Consider the following 22,714-nt stretch of genomic DNA (forward strand, 5'->3'; position numbering starts at 1 on the left):
GATAGAGCAGTTCGGCCAGATGCCAATCTTCCGGCGTATCGATATCGACCACCCTGTGTCTTGGCAGAATATGGCCGATCCCCTCTCCACCGACAGGGCTGATCCCGCCCAACCAGGCGGCCCGCGTCCCCCAATAGAACTGGCCTGCATCCTGATAGGCTGGCTCCAGATCCTGAGAGCGTTTCGCCATCTGCTCCGGCCAGAAGGGGGTGAGCCGGCCCTGCTCATCCATGCGCACGGCGCGCTGGATAGGGAAGCCGAATTCGGCCACCGTGTAGACGAAGGGGGCCTTGCTGGCGAGCAGGCGATCGTGGGCGGCGCGCAGGTCGGCCGCCTGGATCAGCGGCACTGTGGCATAGATGCAGCAGTAGTGCTTTGCCTGGATGCTGAGCTGGTCGAGTCGCTGGATGGTGTCGATCACCACAGGGGTCGTACCAGTGTGATCATCGGCGAGGTTGGCTGGCCGCAGAAATGGCACTTCCGCGCCCAGTTGACGAGCTACTTCGGCAATCTCCTCATCATCGGTGGAGACCACCACCTTGCTGAAACAGCCAGATTGTTGCGCCGCCTGGATGGCATAGGCGAGCATGGGCTGACCACAGAAGGGGCGGATATTCTTGCGTGGAATGCGTTTGCTGCCACCCCGGGCCGGGATAATGGCGATGGCCATGCGGTTTCTCCATCAAAAGCCGATAAGATATTAATGGCTGCATTGTAGCCCTTTCAACTCGCGCTTTGACAGTCACCTAGAGGCTGATATTCGATTGAACTCATTGATGGCAAAAGAGATAATCAAGAACCTCAGTGAGGTGGACGGTAATATGACGAGTTTGAAAGAGTTTGCTCGCTATGGTGTCAAGTTGGTGGCTCTGGCCCAAGATGATATTGAAATGGTGCGTCAGTGGCGTAATGATCCCAAGATTGCCAACCTGATGCTCGACAAGACCTATATCACGAGCGAGATGCAGCAGTGCTGGTTTGACCGACTGCAGCACGCCACCGATCAATTTTACTACCTGGTGTGGTTTAAAAACCAACCCATTGGGGTCGCCTCTCTTATCAAGGTCAATCGTGACGCAGGATGTTGCGAACCAGGCATGTATATCTATGTCGATGAGTATCGAAATAACATAGTGCCCTTCTGTGTTGCGTTCGCACTTAATGACTTGGCTTTTGAAGAACTGGGGGTGTCGCAGCTGTTTGGCAAGATTTTTGCCAACAATCAGCCATCCGTCCGTTTTCATGAGGCGTGTGGCTACCGTCACTATGAAACGCAAGAAGATGGTCTCGGTTTGTATATGCTCGAACCAGAACCCTATCTGGCTGCTCGGGCTCACATCGCTCGTTTTATAAGGTACTGATAATGCAACTTGAACAGTTATTTTCCGATGCCTTGGGTATTCCTGTTGAGCAGGTTTCCGATGTACTGAGTTATCAAGGGATCCCTCAGTGGGATTCGGTTGCCCATATGGGTCTAATTGCTCAACTGGAAGATCATTACGGCATCTTGCTGGATACCGATGACATCATTGACATGAGTTCGGTCGCCAAGGTTCGCGAGATCCTGAAAAAATATGGTGTTGAACTCTGATGAGCGGGTTGCTGCAAGGCAAAAAAGTACTTGTCACTGGAGCCGGTCGCGGCATTGGTTTGGCTATCGCCCGGCAGTTTGCCGCACAAGGGGCTGCCCTATGGCTAAATGGCCGTGATGATGTCGAGATTGCTAGGGTAGCAGAGGCTTTGCATGCCGACTTTGGAGTGTCCTGTTTGCCACTTTGCTTCGATGTGGCTGAGCCGAAGGCGGTCAAACAGGCTTTCCAGCGACTGTTTACCGAGACCCGTCAGCTGGATGTGCTGGTCAATAACGCCGGGATTCTGGATGACGCATTGATCGGCATGGTCCAGCAACAGCAGATTGAACGCACATTTTCGACCAACAGTTATAGCACACTTTATTGCAGCCAGTATGCGGCTCGCCTGATGCAACGCGCGGGGGGGGGCAGTGTCATCAACATGACATCGATTATTGGTCGGGTGGGAAATTCGGGCCAAGCTGTCTATGCCGGCAGCAAGGCGGCAGTGATCGGTATTACCCAGTCACTGGCCAAGGAGCTGGCTGCCAGCCAGATCCGGGTCAATGCCATTGCCCCGGGTTTTATTGATACCGATATGGCGCATTCCATCCCAGAAGAGAAGTTTGCCGAGCGAGTGGCAAGCATCGCCATGGGACGGATTGGCACGCCAGATGAAGTGGCCAAGGTGGCCCTGTTTCTTGCATCCGACTTGTCGAGTTATGTGACCGGGCAGGTGATTGGGGTCGATGGGGGGATGGTGATTTGAGCCAGCCTGATTTGTTGACGCATCTGGTTGAAAACAATGAGGAGCCCGCCTGGCGAGACCCGCAAGAGGGATGGCTCAGTTATGGTGAACTGGCCCGGCGTGTGGTGCAGTTGGCCACCATCTACCCTGCCGGTCGCCATTTGGTCTACCTGCCATTTGTGACATCTACCCTGCATCTGCTTCACTACTTGCTGGCCCTGCGTGATGGCCACGCCATCATGCTGGCCGATCCTGCACAGGATGCCCAGTTGCACCATGAGCAGTGCCAGCGCTTTTGTGTCAGTCTGCGGGTATTGGAGGATGGGGCAGTTGCGCATCTTGGCGATGCGCCCTCGCTTCACCCAGAGCTGGCCATGATGCTGCCGACATCGGGCAGTACCGGCTCCTGCAAATGGGTGCGATTGTCGAGAGCCAATCTTGATGCCAATGCCGCGGCTATCGCCGAATATCTGGCGCTGAACGGGGGTGAGCGCGCCATCACCTCGTTGCCACTGTTTTACTCCTTTGGTATGTCGGTGCTCAACAGCCATCTTTTGGCTGGCGCCTCTCTGGTGTCATGCACTGCCAGCCCCCTTGAGCGCCACTTCTGGGATGAGGTCAATCGCCATCAGGTCACCAGTGTGGCGGGGGTTCCGTTTACCTTTCAGATGCTAAACCGCTTGCGTTTTGACTGGGCCCGCTATCCCAGCCTGATGACACTGACCCAGGCGGGAGGACGACTTGAGCCAGCACTGGCAAAGCAATTTGCCGAACAGGCAGCTGCGCTGGGACGCCGTTTTTTCGTGATGTATGGCCAGACCGAAGCGGCACCACGCATCGCCTGGCTGGCGCACGATGAAGTGATGATTGCCCCGGATGCCATCGGCCGTGCCGTACCGGGCGGGCGTCTCTCTCTGCGTCATGAGCCCGGCTTTCCCGACGGGGAAGGGGAGTTAGTCTACCAAGGGCCAAACGTGATGCTGGGCTATGCGGAGCTCCCTGAAGATCTGGCTCGGGGGCGTGATATGGATGCGCTCTTTACTGGCGATCTGGCTCGTTGTGATGAGGCGGGCCGATTCTATTTGACCGGACGGCTCAACCGTTTCCTGAAGCTGTTTGGCAAACGGGTGAGCTTGGCTGAAGTGGAAGCCTGGTTGCAGGGGAGGGGCTATTCCTGCGCTGCGACCGGCATCGATGATCGCCTGCTGGTAGCCATCGAGGCAGACGCGTGCCCCAGTGATGCACTACAGCTGGAGCTGGCCCGCTGGCTGATGGTGCCGCCATCAAGCGTTCGCATTTATCGGCATCATTTGCCACGACGCAGCAATATGAAGATTGATTATCCTGCCCTGTTAACACAACTGGAGCAGCTATGAACAGGCTGTTTGATGCGCCGGTTTTCGGGCTGCCCCAACAGGAAAAAAGTGGGCTGCTCCTTGCTCGCCTGAATGAATTGACGCAGCGCCATGCGCAGGGGTGTCCAGCTTTTGCCAATATTCTGTCGGCGTTTGGTTGGGGGCAGGCTTCGACTTATCAAGAGCTTCCCTATCTGGCCGCCCGCTTGTTCAAATTGGACCAATGGCAGAGTGTGCCGCAAGAAGACGTGTTCAAGGTGCTCACCTCCTCTGGCACTACCGGAACGCCGTCACGCATTGTGCTGGATCGGGATACCGCCGCGTTACAGAGCAAGGTGCTGGTGAAGATCCTGCAAGAGTTTGTCGGCAAGCAACGGTTGCCCATGCTGCTGGTGGAGCAGCCTGCCCTGATTCAAAACCGCAGCGGCTTTTCAGCCCGCGGAGCCGGTGCGCTGGGCCTCTCCTTCCTTGGCCGTGACCATACCTATGCTCTCGATGAGCAGATGCGGCCCAACTGGCCGGTCATTGAGGCGTTTTGTGACAAATATGCGGGCCAGCCGGTCCTGTTGTTCGGCTTCACCTTCATGGTCTGGCAATGTCTGCTGGAGCCGCTACGTGAGCGAGGTCTGCAACTGCCGCTCACGCAGGGCACGCTTTTTCACAGCGGTGGCTGGAAGAAGCTGCAACACCTCGCGGTGGATAATCCTGCCTTCAAGCTGCGCTGCCATGAACACCTGGGGCTGAGCCGGGTCCACAACTTCTATGGCATGGTGGAGCAGGTGGGGTCGGTATTTGTTGAGTGCGAGCAGGGCCATCTTCATGCGCCTCTCTTTGCTGATCTGCTGGTGCGGGATCCGCTGACCCATCGACCGCTCGGGGTCGGCCAACCCGGCTTGTTGCAGGTGATCTCAGCCATTCCCCAAAGTTATCCCGGTCACAGTTTACTCAGCGAGGATCTCGGTGTGCTGTTGGGTGAGGATGATTGCCCCTGCGGCCGTCATGGTCGTTATTTTCATGTATCAGGGCGTCAGCAAGGCGCCGAGGTGAGGGGATGCAGCGACACTTTCCAGTGAGCCGATCAGATGTAGAAGATGCCATCTGGCAAGCGGGGCCAGAGGTCGCTTTCGTGGCTCCCGTCAGCGGTTGGCAAGGTTTTGTCATTGGCCCGTTGCCAAGCTTTGCGCCCGTCATCTGCGACTTTGTGGCTGCGCTCTCTGCACGTCTGCTGAAGGAGGGGCGAGAGAACCCGGATCTGGCCGCCTTTGGCTTTTGGTTGCGGCCGCGCCAGATTGAGGTACAGCGCAAACGCACGGCAGGGCGTGCACCCTTGGGGATGGTTTTTCATCTGGTCCCCTCCAACGTGCCGACCGTCGCGTTCTACTCCTGGATCATGGCGCTGCTGATGGGCAATGGGTCCGTGGTACGTCTCTCATCGCGCATCGACCCGGTGCAAGAGGCCATGCTGGCCATCCTGAACGAGCTCTTCTCTCTGCCCGAGTGGCAAGAGATTGCCTCCCGAACCCGTTTTATCCGCTATGACCACGACGAGGGCATCACCGCCTGGCTGTCGGCCCGGTGTCGCCTTCGCATTATCTGGGGAGGTGATGAAACCATCAGCCGGGTACGGGCTATTCCGCTCTCACCCCGCGCTCAGGAAATCGTGTTTCCGGATCGCCGCTCCATGGCGGTGTTGGATAGCCAATGGCTCGCCAACCTGGATGCTGCTGCGTGGCGGCAAGTGGTCACGGCTTTGCAACAAGACTTTACCCGTTTCAATCAACAAGCCTGCGCGTCCCCCACCACCATTTGCTGGTTGGGCACTCCCACCAGTGCGTTGCGTCGTTGTCTGCTCGAAGGGATCTTCGCCCCATTTGCAGATAATCCCTCCCTGATGATGGAACGCCTTATCAATAGTCAACAAAATGCCGCCTATGATGGCCAGATGAAGCTTGACACCTTCGCTGGCGTCACCTTATTGACTCCCACCGCCTCTTTGCGGCTTGCACATATCGGAGGAGGTACAGTCGCCGAATTTGTTGTCGATACCCTTGATGAGTTGCTGTTACAACCTTGGGATATGCAGACCTGTGTCTGGGTTGGGCCAGATAAAACGCGGCTTGAGTGTGAGCTACCGCTGTCGCCTTGCTGCCGTATCGATCGGGTGGCAAGTCCGGGACAAGCGCTGGCATTCGAATGGCTCTGGGACGGCATCGACATGCTGGTGGCCTGCAGCCGTCAGCTTGATCGTATTGAATAGTGGATGCCAGGTCACATAAATCAAGTCATATCAATGAATTAGCTTGGTCAGGCACGGCTCTTGCAGTAAATATTGTCATCAAGGGCAGGAAGGGTTGACAGAGACCGTGCGGTAGCCTTGTCCATTTTCTCCAATTCGCTTCTTTTTTACTCTACTTCTGGATCCTCTATGAAAGTCAGCGTACTGGTGCCGGTGTATAACCTCGGGCGCTTTATCGAGCCCTGTCTGCTAAGTCTGCTGGAACAGCAAACCAATTTCGATTTTGAGGTCATTGCCATTGATGACGGCTCGAGCGATGACTCCTGGTCCATCATGCAGCGGCTGGCACGGCAGTGGCCGCAACTCAAGGCACTACAGAACTCGCAGAATATGGGGTTGGCCAAGACCCAGAAACGCTTGCTGAGAGAGGCTACCGGTGAATACATCGCCTATGTCGACGGGGATGATCTGGCTCTGCCGGGCAAGCTGCAGAGCCAGGCCGATTATCTTGATTCGCACACTAGCTGCACGCTTTGCTACCACGAAGCTGAGGTGTTTGATTCTGATAGTAACGAAGTGACTTCTCACTATTCGCGCGATTACTACAACGCTCGTTATATCCCGCAGCAAGCACAAGCCGAGCATTTGATCCGCTATGGTTGTTTCCCGAATGCCAGCTCGATTGCATTCCGCCGTCATGGCCATTTACAGGAGGCGGTCGACGAAGGGTGTCGAATTATCCTCGATCACCCCTGGCATATTCTCAATGCTCTTTATGGCAAGGGCAGTGTCGATTTTATTCCAGTGGTATATGGCCGTTACCGGATCCACTCTCACAGCTTTGGGGGACAAACCAAGCGTTCGTCAGAACGGCGTGACCAGGTGCTGGCTGATCAACTCAGAGCCTGTGACAACGCGCGTCCATTTGGGATATCCGAATCGGTTATCGCGGCAGGCAAGGCGCACTACCGTTTCGCGACGGCACTCTATTTTCTCAAACAGGGTGATGTAGCGCGTTTCGAATGCTTCATCAATGAATCCGTGGTGGATGGCTGGTTCTTCGATGAGCGGCATCAATTGGCCTGGGAGAATCGTGCTCGACCCAACATTGTGGCTCAACTGCTTTTCGGGGTTTCTCAATGAGCTATCAGGCGATTGTCATCGGTGCTGGCCTATCCGGTACCGTCATGGCTGAACGAATGGCCAGCCAGCTCGGTTGGAAGGTACTTGCGCTGGAGCAGCGCGATCATATCGGTGGCAACTGCTTTGACGAGTATGACGAGCATGGGGTGTTGATCCATCGCTATGGACCGCACCTCTTCCATACCGATAACAAGGAAGTCTGGGATTACCTCTCGCAGTTTACCGAGTGGCTGCCTTATGAGCATCGTGTGTTGTCACGCATCGACGGGCAGCTGGTGCCGATCCCGTTCAACCTGACCAGCATCGAACGTTGCTTTCAGACCGACAAAGCCGCCGCCATGATTGAGGCCCTGCGTACCCGGTTTGGTGATGGTGCCAGAGTGCCTATTCTGGAACTGCGCAAAGAGGCGCATCCCCTGCTGGGTGAATTGGCAGATTTCATCTATCAGAAAGCCTTCGTCAACTACACCAGTAAACAGTGGGGGGTATCGCCCGAGCAGATCTCCCCCGAGGTGACGGCGCGAGTGCCTGTGGTGGTGGGTCGGGATGATCGCTACTTCACCGATTCCTGGCAGGCGGTGCCGACTGAAGGTTATACCGCCATGTTTGAGCGCATGCTCGCACACCCGCTGATTGACGTGCGGCTGTCTACCCCCATGGTGCAGCGTGTCAGATTGGATTGGCAGCAGAAGCAGGTGATGTTGGATGGTGTGCCTTTCGACGGTCCACTGATCTATACCGGTATGCTGGATCAGTTGATGTCGGCAGAAGGGAATTGCCTGCCATACCGCTCGCTGCGTTTTGAACATCGCCATCTGGCGCAAGAGCAATTTCAACCTGTCACCACCGTCAATTATCCGAATGAAGAAACCTTCACTCGGATAACCGAATTCAAGCATTTCAGCGGGCAACAGCATCCCGGCACCAGTATCGTGTACGAATATCCCTGTGACTATAAGCCTGAGCAGGGGGGAGAGCCTTACTACCCGCTGTTTACCGACTCAGCTAAGCAGCATTATCAGGCTTGCCGCGATGAATTGGCACAGTTCCCGCAACTGATAGCTTTGGGCCGCCTTGCCGAGTATCGCTATTTTGATATGGATGATGCCGTCGACAATGCGCTGCAACACTTTCGACACCTGGCTAAGCCGATGACAGGGAGATAAGCGTGATGAATTATCTATCGAAATTGGATGGAGCTCTGCAAGCGCAGCCGATCCGTGCCATTTCATGTGATGTATTTGATACCTTGATCTTCCGTCATGCCGGAACCGTCGAGCAATTCTGGCAACAGCTGGCATTACAAGCTTACCAGTTGGGTATTCTGTGCAATGACGATCCCGAAGCCTTTGTTGAATATCGTAAAGAGGCTGAATCAATGGCGCGGCGTCAGATGATGCAGCGAGAAGGTCACAGAGAGGTGCGGCTAGAGCACATCTATGCTTGCTGGTCCAGCGCGCAGGGGGAGCAGTTGGCCCAGCTGGAGCAGCAGCTGGAATACGACAACTGGTGGCTTAATCCGGTACTGGTCGATTGGCTGGCCAGCCAGCAACAGCGCGGCCTACCGATCGTGCTGCTTTCCGATATGTATCTGCCTGCCAGCCTGTTGCAGCGCTTCTTCAGTACCAAGGCTCCGCAGCTGTTGCTGCATAGGATCTATGTTTCTGGCGAATATCGTGCCAGCAAACAGGATGGGGGTCTGTATCAGCGCCTGCTGGCCGAGCAGCAATGGTCGCCCGCATCGGTTTTGCACATTGGGGACGACAAAATTACCGACCTGCAGATGGCAAAGGCCTCCGGGTTAAGCGCCTGTTATGTTGGGTTAGGGGATGATTACCTCGCGCAATTGAAGTACGAGCAGCGTCTGTTTCCTCTTGCCATCCCTGGATTGGAGCGGTTGCGGCGGCAATGGCGCTGGCTGAGTGATGGCTCGGCCAGTTCTGGAATAGCCAGTCATGTCTATGCGCCGGTTCTCTACGCTTTTGCACGCTGGCTCATTGTGCGTTGTCAGCAACAGGGGATCACCACGTTGTTCTGTCTGCTGCGCGAAGGTGATGTTATCGCACGTCTCGTGGCACAAATTCCCGGACACACGCTAACTGTCAAGACGCTGGCGGTCTCCCGTCGTTCCAGCTTTCTACCCAGCCGAGAGTGGTCGCTGGAGCTGTTGCATCCTCTCTGTCAGCGTCGCGGCTATACACTGGCCGAATTGCTTGAGGATTTGGGGCTTGAGTGTTCACCGGTGTGGTTCCAGCACCGGCTCTGTACCTTGTCTGCGCTGGTACAAACTCCACTCTGGCTTGAGGTGCTGAGCTGGTTGGAGACTGTCCAGCCGCAGATCGTTGCCCACTTGCAGCAACAGCGGCAGTGGCTGCTGCAATACCTGGTGCAACAGGGGGTAACAAACGCCCCTGAGATCGCCATACTCGATTGGGGATGTGGTGGCAGCCTGTTGCAAAATCTCCATCAGCTGGTAGGGCTAGATGATGTCACCTATTTCATGTTCTATGCCAGTCAGCGTGCGAGCCGGGTAGCGCTAAGCCAAAAACTGCAGATATTTCAGCCCGCATCATGCCAAGCATGGGCTCAGCAATTAGCTGCCTATCCTGAAATAAGCGAGATCTTGCTCAATGGTGCGCTCAGCTCGACCCGATGCTATCAGATAACGAATGATGGCCAGATCACGACCAAACCAGTTGCACAATCTGATGATGCGATCCTCGGTCGGCAATCGCGCGAGGCGTTTGTTGGCATCCTGCTGAGATGGGGTGAGCAAGCATCTGCAGCTGGCTGGATGGAGGAAGGGCCGTCACTCGCCGAACGTCACTATCTGGTGGGAATTCTCTATCGTCTGATTCTTTATCCTATGTGGCATGAAGCGCGTGAGTTGGCCAATTTATCGTTGCCAATGGCGCCGGGATGCAGCCAGCCACTGTTGCCACATAGCCGCGTGATCGGGCTTAAAGAACGAGTATGCAGCGGTGAGCAGGCATATCAGTTGTTATTGGATGGCACAGATCCGATTCTACGTAATACGGTTTGGTATCCTGGACTGGTAGCTCTGGCTTTCCCTGACCAATTACAGCAGTGCGGTGAGTTGGCTACCTATCAGGATGATGAGAAGGTTGCACCGTTGTTGTTACAGAAGTTACGACAGTCAGGTATTACCAAAACGGCGTTATATGGTGCTGGTGAATTGGGATTGAAAGTGTATGAGTTCCTTACTGCACATGGTATCAATATTTGTTGCGTGATTGATCGTCGGGCCTTGAATAGTTGTATTCGATTGGGTGAACATCAAGTAATCACGTTGGCAGAGGCCAAAAGACGGGATGTGGACTGTTTTACGGTCGCGTCACGGGCCTTTGCCAGCGAAATAAGTGCCGAGATCCGGCTGCAGTACAATGATAAAACTGCTGGCACTAATATTATTGTCTTCAGATAGTAATGTCGGTGTTTTATAAAAAAGTGAATCCATGAATTGAAAATAGTGATGTTTTCGTATTCATAATATCAAATTATTATAGTGTTATGACTGTTTTAGTCGTGCACTAAAAGGAGTTAAAATGACTAATTCAATTAAGGCACCTGGGTTGTTTCAGGTTGAACTGACTAATTATTGCAATATAGATTGTACCATGTGCGCGCGTTCAGCAGGTCTGAATAGACCTATAGGACACATGGACTTGGATCTTTTCAAAAAAGTTGTCGATCAATCCCGTGAATATAAAATGCCGATCCATTGGTTACATCATTTTGGGGATACCTTAATTTATCCTAAATTGCGTGATGCTCTACAATATTTCAAGGCCCATGGTTATGGCCCAGGAAATGTTTCTACTAATGCAATTTTATTGAATGATGACAAGATTGATATATTGTTGGAGTATGGTGGAAATGTACTATGTTGTATTGACACTATGGATCCAGATGCTTATAAAAAAATAAGAAACAATAATCATTTTGAAAAAGTAAAAGGTAATATTGAAAAGTTCATCGCCGAACGTGACCGCAGGAATTCTGATACCGTAATTACGATACAGTTTTTACGTACTGCGCATAATATGGATGAAGATTTGACCATTATGATGGACCACTTTGGCCAACATGATAATGTTCGATTTATAGAAAAACGTACGGACAAGCATCCTAAAGGTGGAGATATTACTATTGTAGCATTGGATGACGAATTTAATCATAAACGGACTTGCTTTAAGATTCGTTCGGAGTTGTGTGTGTTATGGACTGGCGAGTGTGTACCCTGCTGTTGGGATGCTGACGGAGAGCAGATTATAGGTGATGTGCGTGATGAATCACTAGCTGATATCTGGCTGGGTGAGCGACATAAAAAAATGCAGCAACAATTATATAAGGGCGAAGAAGGAGTGTTGTCGCTGTGTGATAAATGCACTGGTCCTATCAGCGATAATATTATGGGGTTGAGAGAACAGGTCAATGCCCATGCTTTACGTTGGATTGAAGAGGGGAAGACGGTTGTGCTTGCTGCCGCCAGCAAGGCTATGTTTGATTTGTACGAAAAAACACAACTACGGAACCTGAATGTAGCGGCTTTTTGCGATATTAATCCGGAAGGGAAAGTACCCCCTGTTAATATTCCAGTCCTCCCGTACTCAGAAATTGAAAGGATCAAGCCGGATGCGATACTAATTTTCTCTCCAGCCTACAGTACGGAAATATACTTCCAACAGAAACATTGGCGTGAAGAAAATATTGAGATAGTAGTTCTCGGTGAATTTCTATAATCTGGTATGATAGCAGGAGTACTTTATGCCTTTTTGTATGCAGAGCTATCTTGCTCCTATTCCCTCTGTGGTGCTGGATAACTATCAAAAATATCTTGCACCATTAAAAAATCAGGGTAAACGTATTGTATTTGCACCACATTGTGAACTGGTATTTAATCTGGTGTATCGTGGTTATTTCTGTCATTTCACAGTCCTTGGTGCCTTGGATAAAAATAATAAAAAAATTGGCAAAACAGGTAATGGTATTTTTGCTTATAGCTATGACAGTCTCACCGAATTGAAACCGGATATTGTTGTCGTAGCCAATACCCGCTACCACAATGAAATTGTGGTAGCCCTGCGTACAGTCGCAGAGGCGTTAAATTTTGAATTGGTTGATCTTTGTGAAGGTTACGAGCATACTGCATTTAGGCAGGAATTAGCTGAATTTCTGGACTGCAGGAAAATAAGCCAATTACGACCTGGTTGTATCGATGTGCCAGCAACAATTACCGATACAGATGTGATGGCCGTCGAAATTGTAATTGAGACAGGTTGGGGGTTAGGTGATAAATTGTGTGCACTGAGTGCTGCTCGTGAATTTGCACGCCGTAATCCCAATCTGTCGGTTTATTACAATACCTTACCAGAAATTGTTTCAGCCTATAGTGATGAACTTTTGAAGTTGGGCTCTGGGGCCTATCCTTTGCCGGAAAATTATGCGCTGTTTCATAGAGAAAAGGATTCATCGCCAGCAGCAAATTATTTAGGCTGTTATTACCTTGGTTTAGGTATTAATTTTTATTCTAATCCTGGGCTGGAGTTGCCCGCGGTACCACCTTGTGCCGGATTAATGCCCGATAGTTATATTGCATTACAGCCTACGGCTAATTGGGCAAGTCCGAATCTTTCCTTGGATAATATAAAAAGAATCATAAAGAGCGCCCCTTTACCTGTTGTTTTGACAGGGAATTATATTACCAATAACTCGACAGATAATGTCTCAGACGAAGATAAGCTACGATTCAATCAGGAACTTGTCACTGCAGGAGCAATTGCCTCTTATATCGGTGATGAAATGAATATGCTAAAAATTATCCGTCATGCAGCACTGGTCCTGACACCGCGTTCAGCTAGTGCACATATAGCAGCAGGTTATGGTATCAAAACTGTTGTTTGGGTACCCAATGATGGCGAGAATTGGCATCTGGATTATCCAAACTGGCAGCACAGACGTATTTCCGCTACACAAGAACATGTTTGTGATGAGCTGATTCGTGAAATGCATACCCTGATAAAGACAAAATAACACGGAGTATATATGACATCTTTTATTCATGATTGTGTATACAAAAAAATATTCAGTTTATTGCCGGAGCTAATTCGTTCGCAAGACCGAGTTTTATTGTATCCAGCAGGGGCCATGACTAAAGAGTTGATACAAAAGAATGTATTTAAAGAATGCAATCTAATCGGCATTGCAGATAAATCATGCTGCGATGGTTTCGATGCCGTACTTAATGTCACTACGTATAGCCGAGCATCCATTTTTCAAGCTAAGCCTGAATACATTCTGATCTGTTCGCTCTCATACCATAATGAAATCATGAGTGATTTTTTCGCTGACTGTTTAGCAAAGAATATAAAATTAGTTGATTTGTCAGAGTTTTTTGAAGCCGGGAAGGAAGATAGAACGGCAGCGTATATTGATAAAGTCAATGCCTTGTTATGTTCATCAGAGATTCGTGCATTGTTGGCTGATGACAAATACAAGGATAAACGACGCTTAGAGCCCTTTGGCTATAAATGTTACTCACAGCATGATGAAGACGGTATGTTAGCTGAGGTATTTCGTAGATTGGGGGCTACCTTGCCACATACATTTGTCGAGTTTGGTGTCGGTGATGGCTTGGAAAATAATTCATTATTACTTTTAAAACAAGGCTGGCAAGGTTTATGGATTGAAGGAAGTAATACTAATGCTGCCTTGATAAAAGAGCGTTTTGCCAAACAAATTGCTGATGGAATGTTATATTTTGAACATCAGTTCATCGACAAAGATAATATCAACCAATTGATTGGTAACCATTTCAATGGTGACATAGGCATGCTATGTATTGATATTGATGGTAATGATTACTATGTCTGGGAAAAAATTGATATTGTGCAACCTTGGGTTGTTGTAATTGAGTATAACGCCAAATTCCCTCCTCCCATGAAATGGTCAATAGAATATAACAAGAATCACATCTGGAATTTGACAGATTATCAAGGGGCCAGTCTGGCTGCACTGGCTGAATTGGGTGACAAAAAAAATTATCAACTGGTTGGCTGTAATCTCAATGGCACCAATGCCATCTTTGTGAGAAAGGATAAAATCGATGAACAATTCTTGGTAACCGATGAACTGCTGGAGTATTACCATCCACCAAGATATTTCCTGACGGATGGATACCGAATGATGTGTGGTCACGTGCCTGATCCGCGAATGGGCATTATTTTATAATTGGCGTAAAGTAACCTTGGTGCATCGTGAATTCTGGTGCGCCATTTTTACACCAGCGATCTGGCATAAATAAAACCCATATTATTAGGGGACTATAATGATGAAAGAACTTGTTCTTGGTATTAATTATTTTGGGCATGATTCAGCCGTATCGCTGGTCAATATGGATGGTGACGTTCTGTATTGCTTAACCGAGGAGCGTTTTTCCAATATAAAGCATGATGGGGCTTTTCCTATCATGTCTATCAATACAATTATAGATTTGATCAAACAGCATGCGCTTGGGGATTTGAGATATATAGCATTAAATCATGATCCTGAGCTATATGTAACCGATAAGTTATTCAACTACATTGACAGCTGTTGTGTTCGTGAACAGTCATCCCTGCTTAAGGATAATATTTTGGCTGTATTGCCTGAAATGCGGGTATGTCGGCAAGGGATGTACCCGCTTAATTTTTTGCAAGAGTTAATTATTCGCCTAGGGATTCATAGCGATGTATCACAAGACCTGCTTCGATATATAAAGTGGTCTCTGAATCGTTATCTTTATACGCGACAAATACTTAATAATATTGCGGCTATGTTTCCGGCATGCCAAGTCATTCCAGTGGCTCATCATACCTGTCATGCGGCCAGCGCTTTCTTCTGCTCTGGTTATTCAGAGTCTGCCATCATGACGATTGATGGTTACGGTGAGCATGATACGGTTACCCTAGGTTTAGGGTGTGGCCATGATATTTCAGTTATCTCGAAAAGTTGCTGGCCTAACAGTATCGGTCTTCTTTATAGCATGGTGACCCAATATTTAGGTTTTGATTGGTTTGGTGACGAATATAAAGTAATGGGAATGGCTGCTTATGGCGAACGCAAGTATCTGCCGCTTTTTAAAAAATTGGGCAGAGTGACAGAGGATGGAGTCTTTGAATTTATTCCTGGAGATCTGATGTCTAGAGATGAGGTGCCTGGCGCTCCCGGAGAACAATGGTACGCATTTACACCACTTCTTGAACAGTTATTGGGTGGGCGGCGTCATCACGATGACGAGTTCGAACAACGGCATTTTGATATTGCCGCAAGCCTACAGGCATTCGTTGAAGACTGTGGGGTCTATATGGCCAAATATCTAAAGCGTATCTATCCTCATGTCGACAAAATTTGTATCGCTGGTGGTGTCGGCCTTAATGGCTTAATGAATTCTCGTATTTTGAAAGAGGCAGGTTTTTCTAGTATTTATATTCAGCCTGCTTCATCTGATGATGGGACGGCTATTGGTGCTGCATTCAGTGTGGTGGCTTCCAAGTCTGAAAATCCGAAGTTTGGTCGATTGCAAAATATGTTCCTTGGTGTGGAACGTTCAGATGAAGAGATAAGGCTAGCTCTGGATGATAAAGGGTTGATTTATACTCGAGAGAAAAATATATCTGCTAAAATTGCGACCTTACTATCGGAAGGGAAAGTTGTTGCTAGATATGAAGGCCGATCTGAGTTTGGACCTAGAGCATTAGGGCATAGAAGTATCATGGCGAGTCCACTACACCAGGAAATGAAGGATGTTATTAATTCAAGAATAAAGCATCGTGAACGATTCAGACCTTTTGCTCCTGCCTGTTTGGCTGAGGATATAAAAGATTATTTCTATGCTGAGGATGATGCTGAATTTATGCTGATCATTCCGCAGGTTAAGCCAGATAAGCAAGATATTATTCCTGCTGTCGTGCATAATGATGGTACTGCGAGAGTGCAAGCCGTTCATAAGAGCAAAAACCCCGGATTTTATGACATTATAGAAGAGTTTAAAAAAATAACTGGTGTACCTGTCGTAATAAATACCTCGTTCAATGTTAATGGTGAAACGATCGTAGAATCACCCCAAGATGCAATAGAGTGTTTTTTGTACACTGATATTGATTATTTGGCCATAGGCGATTATCTGGTTAGTAAAACTGATAACCTTTCCGCTAGGATTAAACTATCTCGCTCGGCATTCTTGGAATTACGCAAACAGCGTTATTGCCAGCAGAGTTGGTGTCGGCAGTTGTTTTGGTCTTCTGACACGGGGTCTGTCAGTGCGTCAGAATCTGATCTCGACGCACAAGAGCGGCGTATGAAATGGCGTCGTATGGCATCGGTACTCCATCGGCATCTGGTGGCGATGCCTTATCCTGCATTCTGTATTGTTGGTGCAGGTGAGATCGGCATTGTATTTCTAAATGCATTGCGTAACCGCATGCAGATTAGTTGTTTGGTGGATAAACAGGCTGAATCTATGCAAGGATTCTCAGTACCGGTAAAAACCCTCGAACAAGCTATTGCCGAAGGTGAACGCCATTTTATTATTGCATCTGAGGCCTTTGAGTCGGAGCTTAAAGCTAGGATAAAAAAGTTGTTGCCGACAGAACAGATCGTGATGTTTGGTATTTCAGACATTATTACGATGATGACCTCATCTGTGAAGTGACGTGCGATATGTCGGCGGAGTTGGGGGATTTGGATTCTTACAACGAAAACATAATTCGTGAGCTTGCCGAACAGTGCCAGCAGGTATCTGAAAACCTGTCTGCTGCCAAATAATCGAAACGAGAGATAAGCAGGCCCCTCTTTGACGTGGAAAGGGGCCTGTATGAACGCATAGTTTTATCAAACTTTATTATTAAATTTTCAACCATCTCTGCGTTTTTCTTCATGAAAAACGATCAGAATTTCGTATCATTACCCGTCTGATTTTGGCGGAATTTTTATACAAACTTTATTATCCTCCGACACGTTTCAAGCAACTCATTGGGCTGAAGCTTAGTTGGCAGATTTACAACGCCCAATTGCGCGAGATATCTTGGCTGGCGTAATGTTCATGAACAAGCTCATAGGTTTATTCGCCAGCAAGTAAATTGAACAGTCCTTATGGGTTGGATAACGCCTATTGGGCGGCTGATGTGATTAATGAGGGGAGTCTGCCGCTGCCACTTTCAATAGTGGTCTGGTTCATGTGAATATCGCTTCCAAAATGTCTCACTAAAGATTTATCCTCAATTTTTCTAGCATAGCAATCTGGTGGGTCTGAGAACATCAAGAGCATTCATTGGAAAGAGATTCAAAAATTTTATGATGACTAAGGATTGGCAATGTTGGGTATAACGGCAGGGTGATGGCTCCGGTATAAAACCTTTCCGCTTGAGCGAAATATCGTACACAACCTACAGTCTGGTGCATTGGGTGGTGATAAATAGGGATGTAGTGCACGTTGGCCCCAATGCCATGATCGCGTAGTCGCTGGAACAGGTCACTGCGCTGTTCGGGGGCTACATGGTGTACATACAGGTGAAATGCACTGCGCCGCTCAGTACTAAAATAACGGGGCAAGCGTTCAGGGGACAATATTTCGAAGTAACGACGGGCAATCTCGCCACGTTTGGCTATCCAGTTCTCCAGATTCTCCATCTGGCTCAACCCCAACGCAGCTTGGATATCGGTCATCCGGTAGTTGAAACCCAGCATCTGCTGCTCGTAGTACCAAGGGCCGTCCGGTTCATTGATAAAGTCTTCCGGTTCGCGGGTGATGCCATGGCTGCGGAGCATGCGCATGGTTTTGGCAAGCGCGGGGTCGTTGGTCATGGCCATTCCCCCTTCACCGGTGGTGATGATCTTCACCGGGTGGAAGCTGAAGACGGTGATGTCGCTGTAGCGGCCGTTGCCGGTGGGTTCATTGTGATAGCGAGCCCCCAAGGCGTGACAGGCATCCTCGATGATCCGAAAGCCATACTCTTGCCCCAACCGATGGATCTCTTTCATATCGCAGGGGAGGCCGGCAAAGTGCACCGGTATGACCACCTTGGGGAGTTTTCCTTCCGCCTTGGCAGCAATCAGTTTCCTCTCCAGCTCCACAGCGCACATGTTGCCGGTATCTGGCTCAATGTCGACGAAGTCGACTTGTGCACCGCAATAGAGAGCACAGTTGGCGGTTGCAACGAAGCTGATGGGGGATGTCCAGACCCAGTCGCCGGGGCCAACGCCCAGCGCCAGACAGGCGATATGGAGTGCTGCAGTACCTGAATTGACTGCCACCCCGAATTTAGCTCCACAGTAGTCGGCAACCGCTTGCTCGAAGCGTGGAACGACCGGCCCTTGGGTCAGGAAGTCGGACTTGAGAACTTCCACGACAGCATCGATATCTGCCTGGCTGATAGATTGACGGCCGTAGGGGATCATTCTGCTACCTTGCTCTGGTTCATCTTCTGTAGCTGTTCAATGGAGAAAAAGTCAGGGTTGCTTTGAGAGTTGTATTCAAATCCCTGCTCGACCATCTTTCCTTTTTCGCCCGCAGCTGTCTTGGAGAAGTCGTTGTTGCGATTATTGAAGTTGATTGTTGGGCCGATCACGAAGAAGTCATCAAATTCAAAGGTGTGATAAGAGTCATCGGCAGGGCACATCACTTCATGGAGCTTCTCTCCCGGACGAATGCCGATGATCTTGTGTGGCAGGTTTGGTGCCATCGCACTGGCCAAATCTGTGATGCGAACAGATGGCAATTTGGGAACGAATATTTCCCCCCCCTTCATCCGTCCAAAATTATCAAGAACGAAATCCACCCCTTGTTGCAAGGTGATCCAGAAGCGAGTCATCTCTGCATGGGTAATCGGCAAGGCATCAATACCCTGATCAATCAGCTTTTGGAAGAAGGGAACAACAGAACCGCGGGAACCAACAACGTTGCCATACCGAACGACTGCAAAACGGGTTGGGTCTTGACCCGCAATGTTGTTGGCCGCCACGAAGAGTTTGTCTGATGCCAGCTTGGTGGCGCCATAGAGATTGATCGGGTTGGCGGCTTTGTCAGTTGAGAGGGCGATAACTTTTTTGACTTGATTGAGCAAGGCTGCCTGGATGACATTCTCAGCACCATGGATATTGGTTTTGATGCACTCCATGGGGTTGTATTCAGCGGCAGGAACCTGTTTCAGTGCTGCTGCATGAACCACGTAATCCACACCGCGCATTGCCATGGTAAGACGGTTGGCGTCTCTGACATCCCCAATGAAATAACGCATGCAGGGGTCGTTGAACTCTTGCTGCATCTCGAACTGCTTCAGCTCGTCGCGAGAATAGATGATAAGGCGTTTGGGTTTATAACGTTCCAGTACTGTCTTGACCAATCGCTGGCCAAACGAGCCAGTGCCACCAGTTATGAGTAGCGTTTTATCGTTGAACATTGTGGGCATCTCGTCTCAAAAACAGTAGATGAATCATATGCTAGCAAATAAAGTACCAGCTTTTTCTGTAAAGAGTGTGATCAATTCATAAAAACGGTTTTAAAGCCAAGGGCATCACTCAGGTCTTGGTCTCTTTGGCTTTTGTTACTTTCTGATCGCCCTACATATATCTTCCACTGCATTGAGGGCTCTCGGGGTGAAGCGGTGCAGCTCATCGGAGTTGACCAGCATCAGTCGGTGATGTTTCACCGCATCAAGGTTTGCCCACTGCTGCCAGTGATGCAGGGCGTCAGGATCTTGACTCCCTGCCAGGATCAGCGATGGGTTGGCTCTGATCACCTGTTCCATGTCCACTTGAGGGTAAGGGGTCTTGGCATTCGCCATGATGTTGATCCCGCCGCAGAGTTCGATGGCCTGAGCCGGCCAGGCATTGCCACTGACGCTGGTGAGCGGCGGGTACCAGAGTTGGTAGAACACTTTGACGCCGGTTGGTTGGCCATAGCGCTGTTGCAGGTAATGCAGGCGCGCCAGATAGCGATCGGCGGCTTCGTTGGCACTCTTCTCCACTCCAAGCAATTTGCCCAGCGCCCGCATCTCGGTCGCCAGCGAGGCAAAATCGGTGGGTTCAGAGTAGAACACAGAGATACCCAGCTGTTCCAGCGGTGCCAGCATTCGTGACTGAGCCGAGCGCCAGCCCAGGATCAGGTCCGGTTTGTGTGCCAGCAGGGCCTCGACATTGATGCTGCGATAATTGGCCACCTTGGGTTTGTTTTTCACCTCGGCGGGATAGTCGGAGGCATCGTCGATGGCCACCAGCTTGTCACCGGCACCGATGTCGTAAAGCAGTTCGGTAAGATGGGGTACCACGCTCACCACCCGGCTCGGAGTGGCTGCCTGCAGCGCAGCGGGCAACCAGGCAAGCAACACGCAGGGCAGCCAGATAGGCAATCGCAACCATCTAACCATGAAATAACCCCGCCACAGTGACAAGCAGCGCCAGAATCAACCAGCCCCAGCCAATTCCTTGCAGAATATTGAGCACCTTGCGCGGTGACTCACCGTCGGGGTCATCACCGCTGCCAAGTATCGGCCAGCGTTGCAAGGTTCCTTGATAGTAGCGAGGGCCACCAAGACGGATCCGGCACTTGTCTACCAGCAGAGTGAGCAGCATCCCCATGGCGGGATAGGGCCAGAGCGCGCTACTTCGCAGCAGCTGTGCAGCCTGTTTGAGACGGCTTGCCAGCAGTGGCAGCCCCAGCAGCAAAAGGACGGAGGCATTGAGCCCCTGATAGAGGGCGCTGGCGGCGCGACCAAAGTGGTCGAAGGCGGGATCTTTGCGACTCCAGCTCTGGTTCATCAGCTGTACCAGCCGCCAGAGCAGGGCGCCCTGTACGCCAGCCAGAGCAAATCCCAGCAGCGGGCCAGCCCATTGGCCGACCAGACGCAGGGCGCAGCTCTCCGTCACCGCTTTGGCGAGCCCCATTGCCGAGAGTTTGCCGGTCTCCCGTTTGAGCCAGGGGGCAGACTGCAATCTTGCCAGCGGCAGGGTCTCCTGCGTGGCGAGCGAGCGGGTGGCATGGGCGAGTTCACGCAGTGGACGGGATTCGAGCATCAGCAGCAGGAACAGCAGGTCGAAGATCGGCTCGCTCAGGGCCAGATTGCGCAGCGACCAGAGCCCGGCAGCGCAGGGGAGCCAGACTACCAGCATTGCCAGCAGGCCGGCCTGCATTTGCTGGCCGGGTGAACCATCGGGTCTGTGTACCTTGTGCCCCAGCCGGGTCAGCAGGGGCGTGACGGCCGAAAGACGCAGATGGGATGGCCACGGGATCACCGCCTCCAGCAGGGCTGCCCCCACCAGAATGGCCGCCGTCGTCGAGAGGAGGGCGTCGGCCATCAAATCAAGCGAGCCGGTCTCGATCACAGTTTGCCGAGCATCTTGATAATCACTTCGGCGGAGTGCTTGCCGGCCACTTCTATGAAGGCATCGAAGGATTCAACCTGTTCCTTGCCGGCGATATCGGACATGGCACGCACCACCAGATAGGGCACCTTGAACATGTGGCACACCTGACCGATCGCGGCACCTTCCATCTCGACCGCCAGCATCTGCGGGAAATCGGCGCGAGCCTTGGCGATGGCGTCCGGTTTGCACATGAACTGATCGCCGGTGCAGATAAGGCCGACCTTGGTCTGGTGCTTGCCCTGCTCGGCGATGCAATCCTGAGCGACCGCGATGAGTTTCTCGTCGCAGGGGAAGGCGGCGGGTTGCTGCGCCATCTGGCCCATCTCGTAACCAAAGGCTGTCACGTCCACATCGTGGAAACGCATCTCGCTGGCAATCACCACATCACCTATGTGCAGGTCCTGGGCAAAGCCGCCCGCAGAGCCGGTATTGATGACGCAGTCGGGGGCGAATTTTTCCAGCAGCAGGCTGGTGGCCACGCTGGCGGCAACCTTACCGATACCGGAGCGGGTCAGGATCACTTCTTTGCCTGCCAGCATCCCTTGATAGAACTCGCAGCCGCCCAGTTGCAGGGTGGTGGGGTTGCTCATCTGGCTGCGCAGCAGGGCTACTTCTTGCTCCATGGCGCCGATAATACCTACTTTCATTGCTGACCTCGTCTTGATAGCCGTGTGGCTGAATTTAAGTTGCTGTAGATCATAACAAAAGATGGCGTCGGCGCCGAGAGGCGCAAGCGAAAGGAGAGATGAAGTGCGGCGCTCAATATGGGAGCGCCGCAGGTGACAAAAGCATTGATGAGAGAGGAGAGAGCCTTTAGCCGAGCGCGGTATCGAGCGTCATCATCAGGGCAAAGCCTGCCATCAGACCGAGGGTGGCATAGGTCTGGTGACCGTTGCGGTGGGTCTCCGGGATCACCTCGTGCGAGACCACAAACAGCATGGCGCCGGCGGCGAGCCCAAGTCCGATGGGGTAGGCGATGGCAAGGCCGCTGGAGAGCCCCACCCCGAGCAGGGCGCCAGCCGGTTCGAGCAGGCCGCTGGCGATGGCAACCAGCACCGCCACCGAGGGGCGAAAACCTGCGGCGCACATGGCCAGCGCTATCGCCAGTCCTTCGGGAATATCCTGCAGTGCGATGGCGGTGGTGAGCGGCAGCCCCACCGACATATCCCCCTGCGAGAAGCTGACCCCGATGGCCATCCCCTCCGGCAGGTTGTGCAGGGCGATGGCAAAGACGAACAGC

20 protein-coding genes are annotated in these 22,714 nt (G+C 51.2%); 13 read left to right on the forward strand and 7 right to left on the reverse strand.

All coding sequences use genetic code 11. The features are described from left to right. Positions 1–670 (reverse strand): pseudaminic acid cytidylyltransferase (gene pseF / locus AB5Y92_RS10710; protein ID WP_368226750.1); only part of this gene is annotated, 670 nt, incomplete at its 3' end. A 106-nt stretch (positions 671–776) separates the two neighbouring features. Between pseF and AB5Y92_RS10715 the strand changes: the two genes are divergently transcribed. The 13 genes from AB5Y92_RS10715 to AB5Y92_RS10775 all read left to right on the forward strand — a co-directional run bounded on the left by AB5Y92_RS10715 (position 777) and on the right by AB5Y92_RS10775 (position 16,765). Further along, positions 777–1,361, forward strand: coding sequence for a GNAT family N-acetyltransferase (locus tag AB5Y92_RS10715; RefSeq protein ID WP_164537106.1), 585 nt, complete (start codon positions 777–779; stop codon positions 1,359–1,361). Next, on the forward strand, positions 1,358–1,591 hold the full coding sequence (locus tag AB5Y92_RS10720) for an acyl carrier protein (protein WP_164537960.1): 234 nt from the start codon (positions 1,358–1,360) through the stop codon (positions 1,589–1,591). Before AB5Y92_RS10715 ends, AB5Y92_RS10720 begins: the two co-directional genes overlap by 4 nt. Then, positions 1,591–2,340: an SDR family NAD(P)-dependent oxidoreductase gene (locus AB5Y92_RS10725; protein ID WP_164537105.1), complete on the forward strand. Its 750-nt coding sequence runs from the start codon at positions 1,591–1,593 to the stop codon at positions 2,338–2,340. The genes AB5Y92_RS10720 and AB5Y92_RS10725 overlap by 1 nt, the downstream gene beginning before the upstream one ends. After that, entirely contained in the window at positions 2,337–3,695 is a 1,359-nt protein-coding gene (locus AB5Y92_RS10730; protein WP_368226751.1) for an AMP-binding protein, read from the forward strand. Before AB5Y92_RS10725 ends, AB5Y92_RS10730 begins: the two co-directional genes overlap by 4 nt. After that, positions 3,692–4,747: an acyl-protein synthetase gene (locus AB5Y92_RS10735; protein WP_368226752.1), complete on the forward strand. Its 1,056-nt coding sequence runs from the start codon at positions 3,692–3,694 to the stop codon at positions 4,745–4,747. Before AB5Y92_RS10730 ends, AB5Y92_RS10735 begins: the two co-directional genes overlap by 4 nt. Continuing rightward, positions 4,726–5,931 carry an acyl-CoA reductase gene (locus AB5Y92_RS10740; protein WP_164537102.1) on the forward strand — a complete coding sequence of 402 codons (1,206 nt, stop codon included), beginning with the start codon at positions 4,726–4,728 and terminating at the stop codon, positions 5,929–5,931. Before AB5Y92_RS10735 ends, AB5Y92_RS10740 begins: the two co-directional genes overlap by 22 nt. Positions 5,932–6,099: 168 nt before the next feature. After that, on the forward strand, positions 6,100–7,053 hold the full coding sequence (locus tag AB5Y92_RS10745) for a glycosyltransferase (RefSeq protein WP_040067209.1): 954 nt from the start codon (positions 6,100–6,102) through the stop codon (positions 7,051–7,053). Beyond that, positions 7,050–8,219: a UDP-galactopyranose mutase gene (glf, locus tag AB5Y92_RS10750; protein ID WP_164537101.1), complete on the forward strand. Its 1,170-nt coding sequence runs from the start codon at positions 7,050–7,052 to the stop codon at positions 8,217–8,219. The genes AB5Y92_RS10745 and glf overlap by 4 nt, the downstream gene beginning before the upstream one ends. A 5-nt stretch (positions 8,220–8,224) precedes the next feature. Continuing rightward, the gene (locus AB5Y92_RS10755) at positions 8,225–10,498 is read left to right on the forward strand and encodes an HAD family hydrolase (RefSeq protein WP_337748396.1); all 2,274 of its coding nucleotides are present in this window, start codon (positions 8,225–8,227) and stop codon (positions 10,496–10,498) included. A 121-nt stretch (positions 10,499–10,619) separates the two neighbouring features. Next, on the forward strand, positions 10,620–11,816 hold the full coding sequence (locus AB5Y92_RS10760; RefSeq protein WP_040067213.1) for a radical SAM protein: 1,197 nt from the start codon (positions 10,620–10,622) through the stop codon (positions 11,814–11,816). 25 nt (positions 11,817–11,841) lie between these two features. Continuing rightward, complete coding sequence (locus AB5Y92_RS10765; protein WP_164537099.1) at positions 11,842–13,107, forward strand: glycosyltransferase family 9 protein; 1,266 nt, start codon at positions 11,842–11,844, stop codon at positions 13,105–13,107. A gap of 12 nt (positions 13,108–13,119) precedes the next feature. Continuing rightward, entirely contained in the window at positions 13,120–14,304 is a 1,185-nt protein-coding gene (locus tag AB5Y92_RS10770) for a hypothetical protein (RefSeq protein WP_368226753.1), read from the forward strand. A gap of 97 nt (positions 14,305–14,401) precedes the next feature. Next, positions 14,402–16,765, forward strand: coding sequence for a carbamoyltransferase C-terminal domain-containing protein (locus AB5Y92_RS10775; RefSeq protein WP_201912661.1), 2,364 nt, complete (start codon positions 14,402–14,404; stop codon positions 16,763–16,765). 605 nt (positions 16,766–17,370) lie between these two features. Here the strand turns inward: AB5Y92_RS10775 and pseC are convergent. The 6 genes from pseC to AB5Y92_RS10805 form a co-directional block, all read right to left on the reverse strand. After that, a complete protein-coding gene (gene pseC / locus AB5Y92_RS10780; protein ID WP_201912669.1) occupies positions 17,371–18,510 on the reverse strand; it encodes a UDP-4-amino-4,6-dideoxy-N-acetyl-beta-L-altrosamine transaminase in 1,140 nt (379 codons plus the stop codon). Continuing rightward, a complete protein-coding gene (pseB, locus tag AB5Y92_RS10785) occupies positions 18,507–19,511 on the reverse strand; it encodes a UDP-N-acetylglucosamine 4,6-dehydratase (inverting) (protein ID WP_040067219.1) in 1,005 nt (334 codons plus the stop codon). Before pseB ends, pseC begins: the two co-directional genes overlap by 4 nt. 144 nt (positions 19,512–19,655) lie before the next feature. After that, on the reverse strand, positions 19,656–20,477 hold the full coding sequence (locus AB5Y92_RS10790) for an ABC transporter substrate-binding protein (protein WP_368226754.1): 822 nt from the start codon (positions 20,475–20,477) through the stop codon (positions 19,656–19,658). After that, positions 20,470–21,432, reverse strand: coding sequence for a cobalamin biosynthesis protein (locus AB5Y92_RS10795; protein ID WP_159163343.1), 963 nt, complete (start codon positions 21,430–21,432; stop codon positions 20,470–20,472). Before AB5Y92_RS10795 ends, AB5Y92_RS10790 begins: the two co-directional genes overlap by 8 nt. Then, the gene (gene mtnN, locus AB5Y92_RS10800; RefSeq protein ID WP_040067225.1) at positions 21,429–22,121 is read right to left on the reverse strand and encodes a 5'-methylthioadenosine/S-adenosylhomocysteine nucleosidase; all 693 of its coding nucleotides are present in this window, start codon (positions 22,119–22,121) and stop codon (positions 21,429–21,431) included. The genes AB5Y92_RS10795 and mtnN overlap by 4 nt, the downstream gene beginning before the upstream one ends. A gap of 166 nt (positions 22,122–22,287) precedes the next feature. Further along, a partial coding sequence (locus AB5Y92_RS10805) for a ZIP family metal transporter (protein ID WP_368226755.1) occupies positions 22,288–22,714 on the reverse strand: 427 nt, incomplete at its 5' end.

It is taken from the genome of Aeromonas sp. R1-1, assembly GCF_040908495.1.
Classification (GTDB): Bacteria; Pseudomonadota; Gammaproteobacteria; order Enterobacterales; family Aeromonadaceae; genus Aeromonas; species Aeromonas veronii.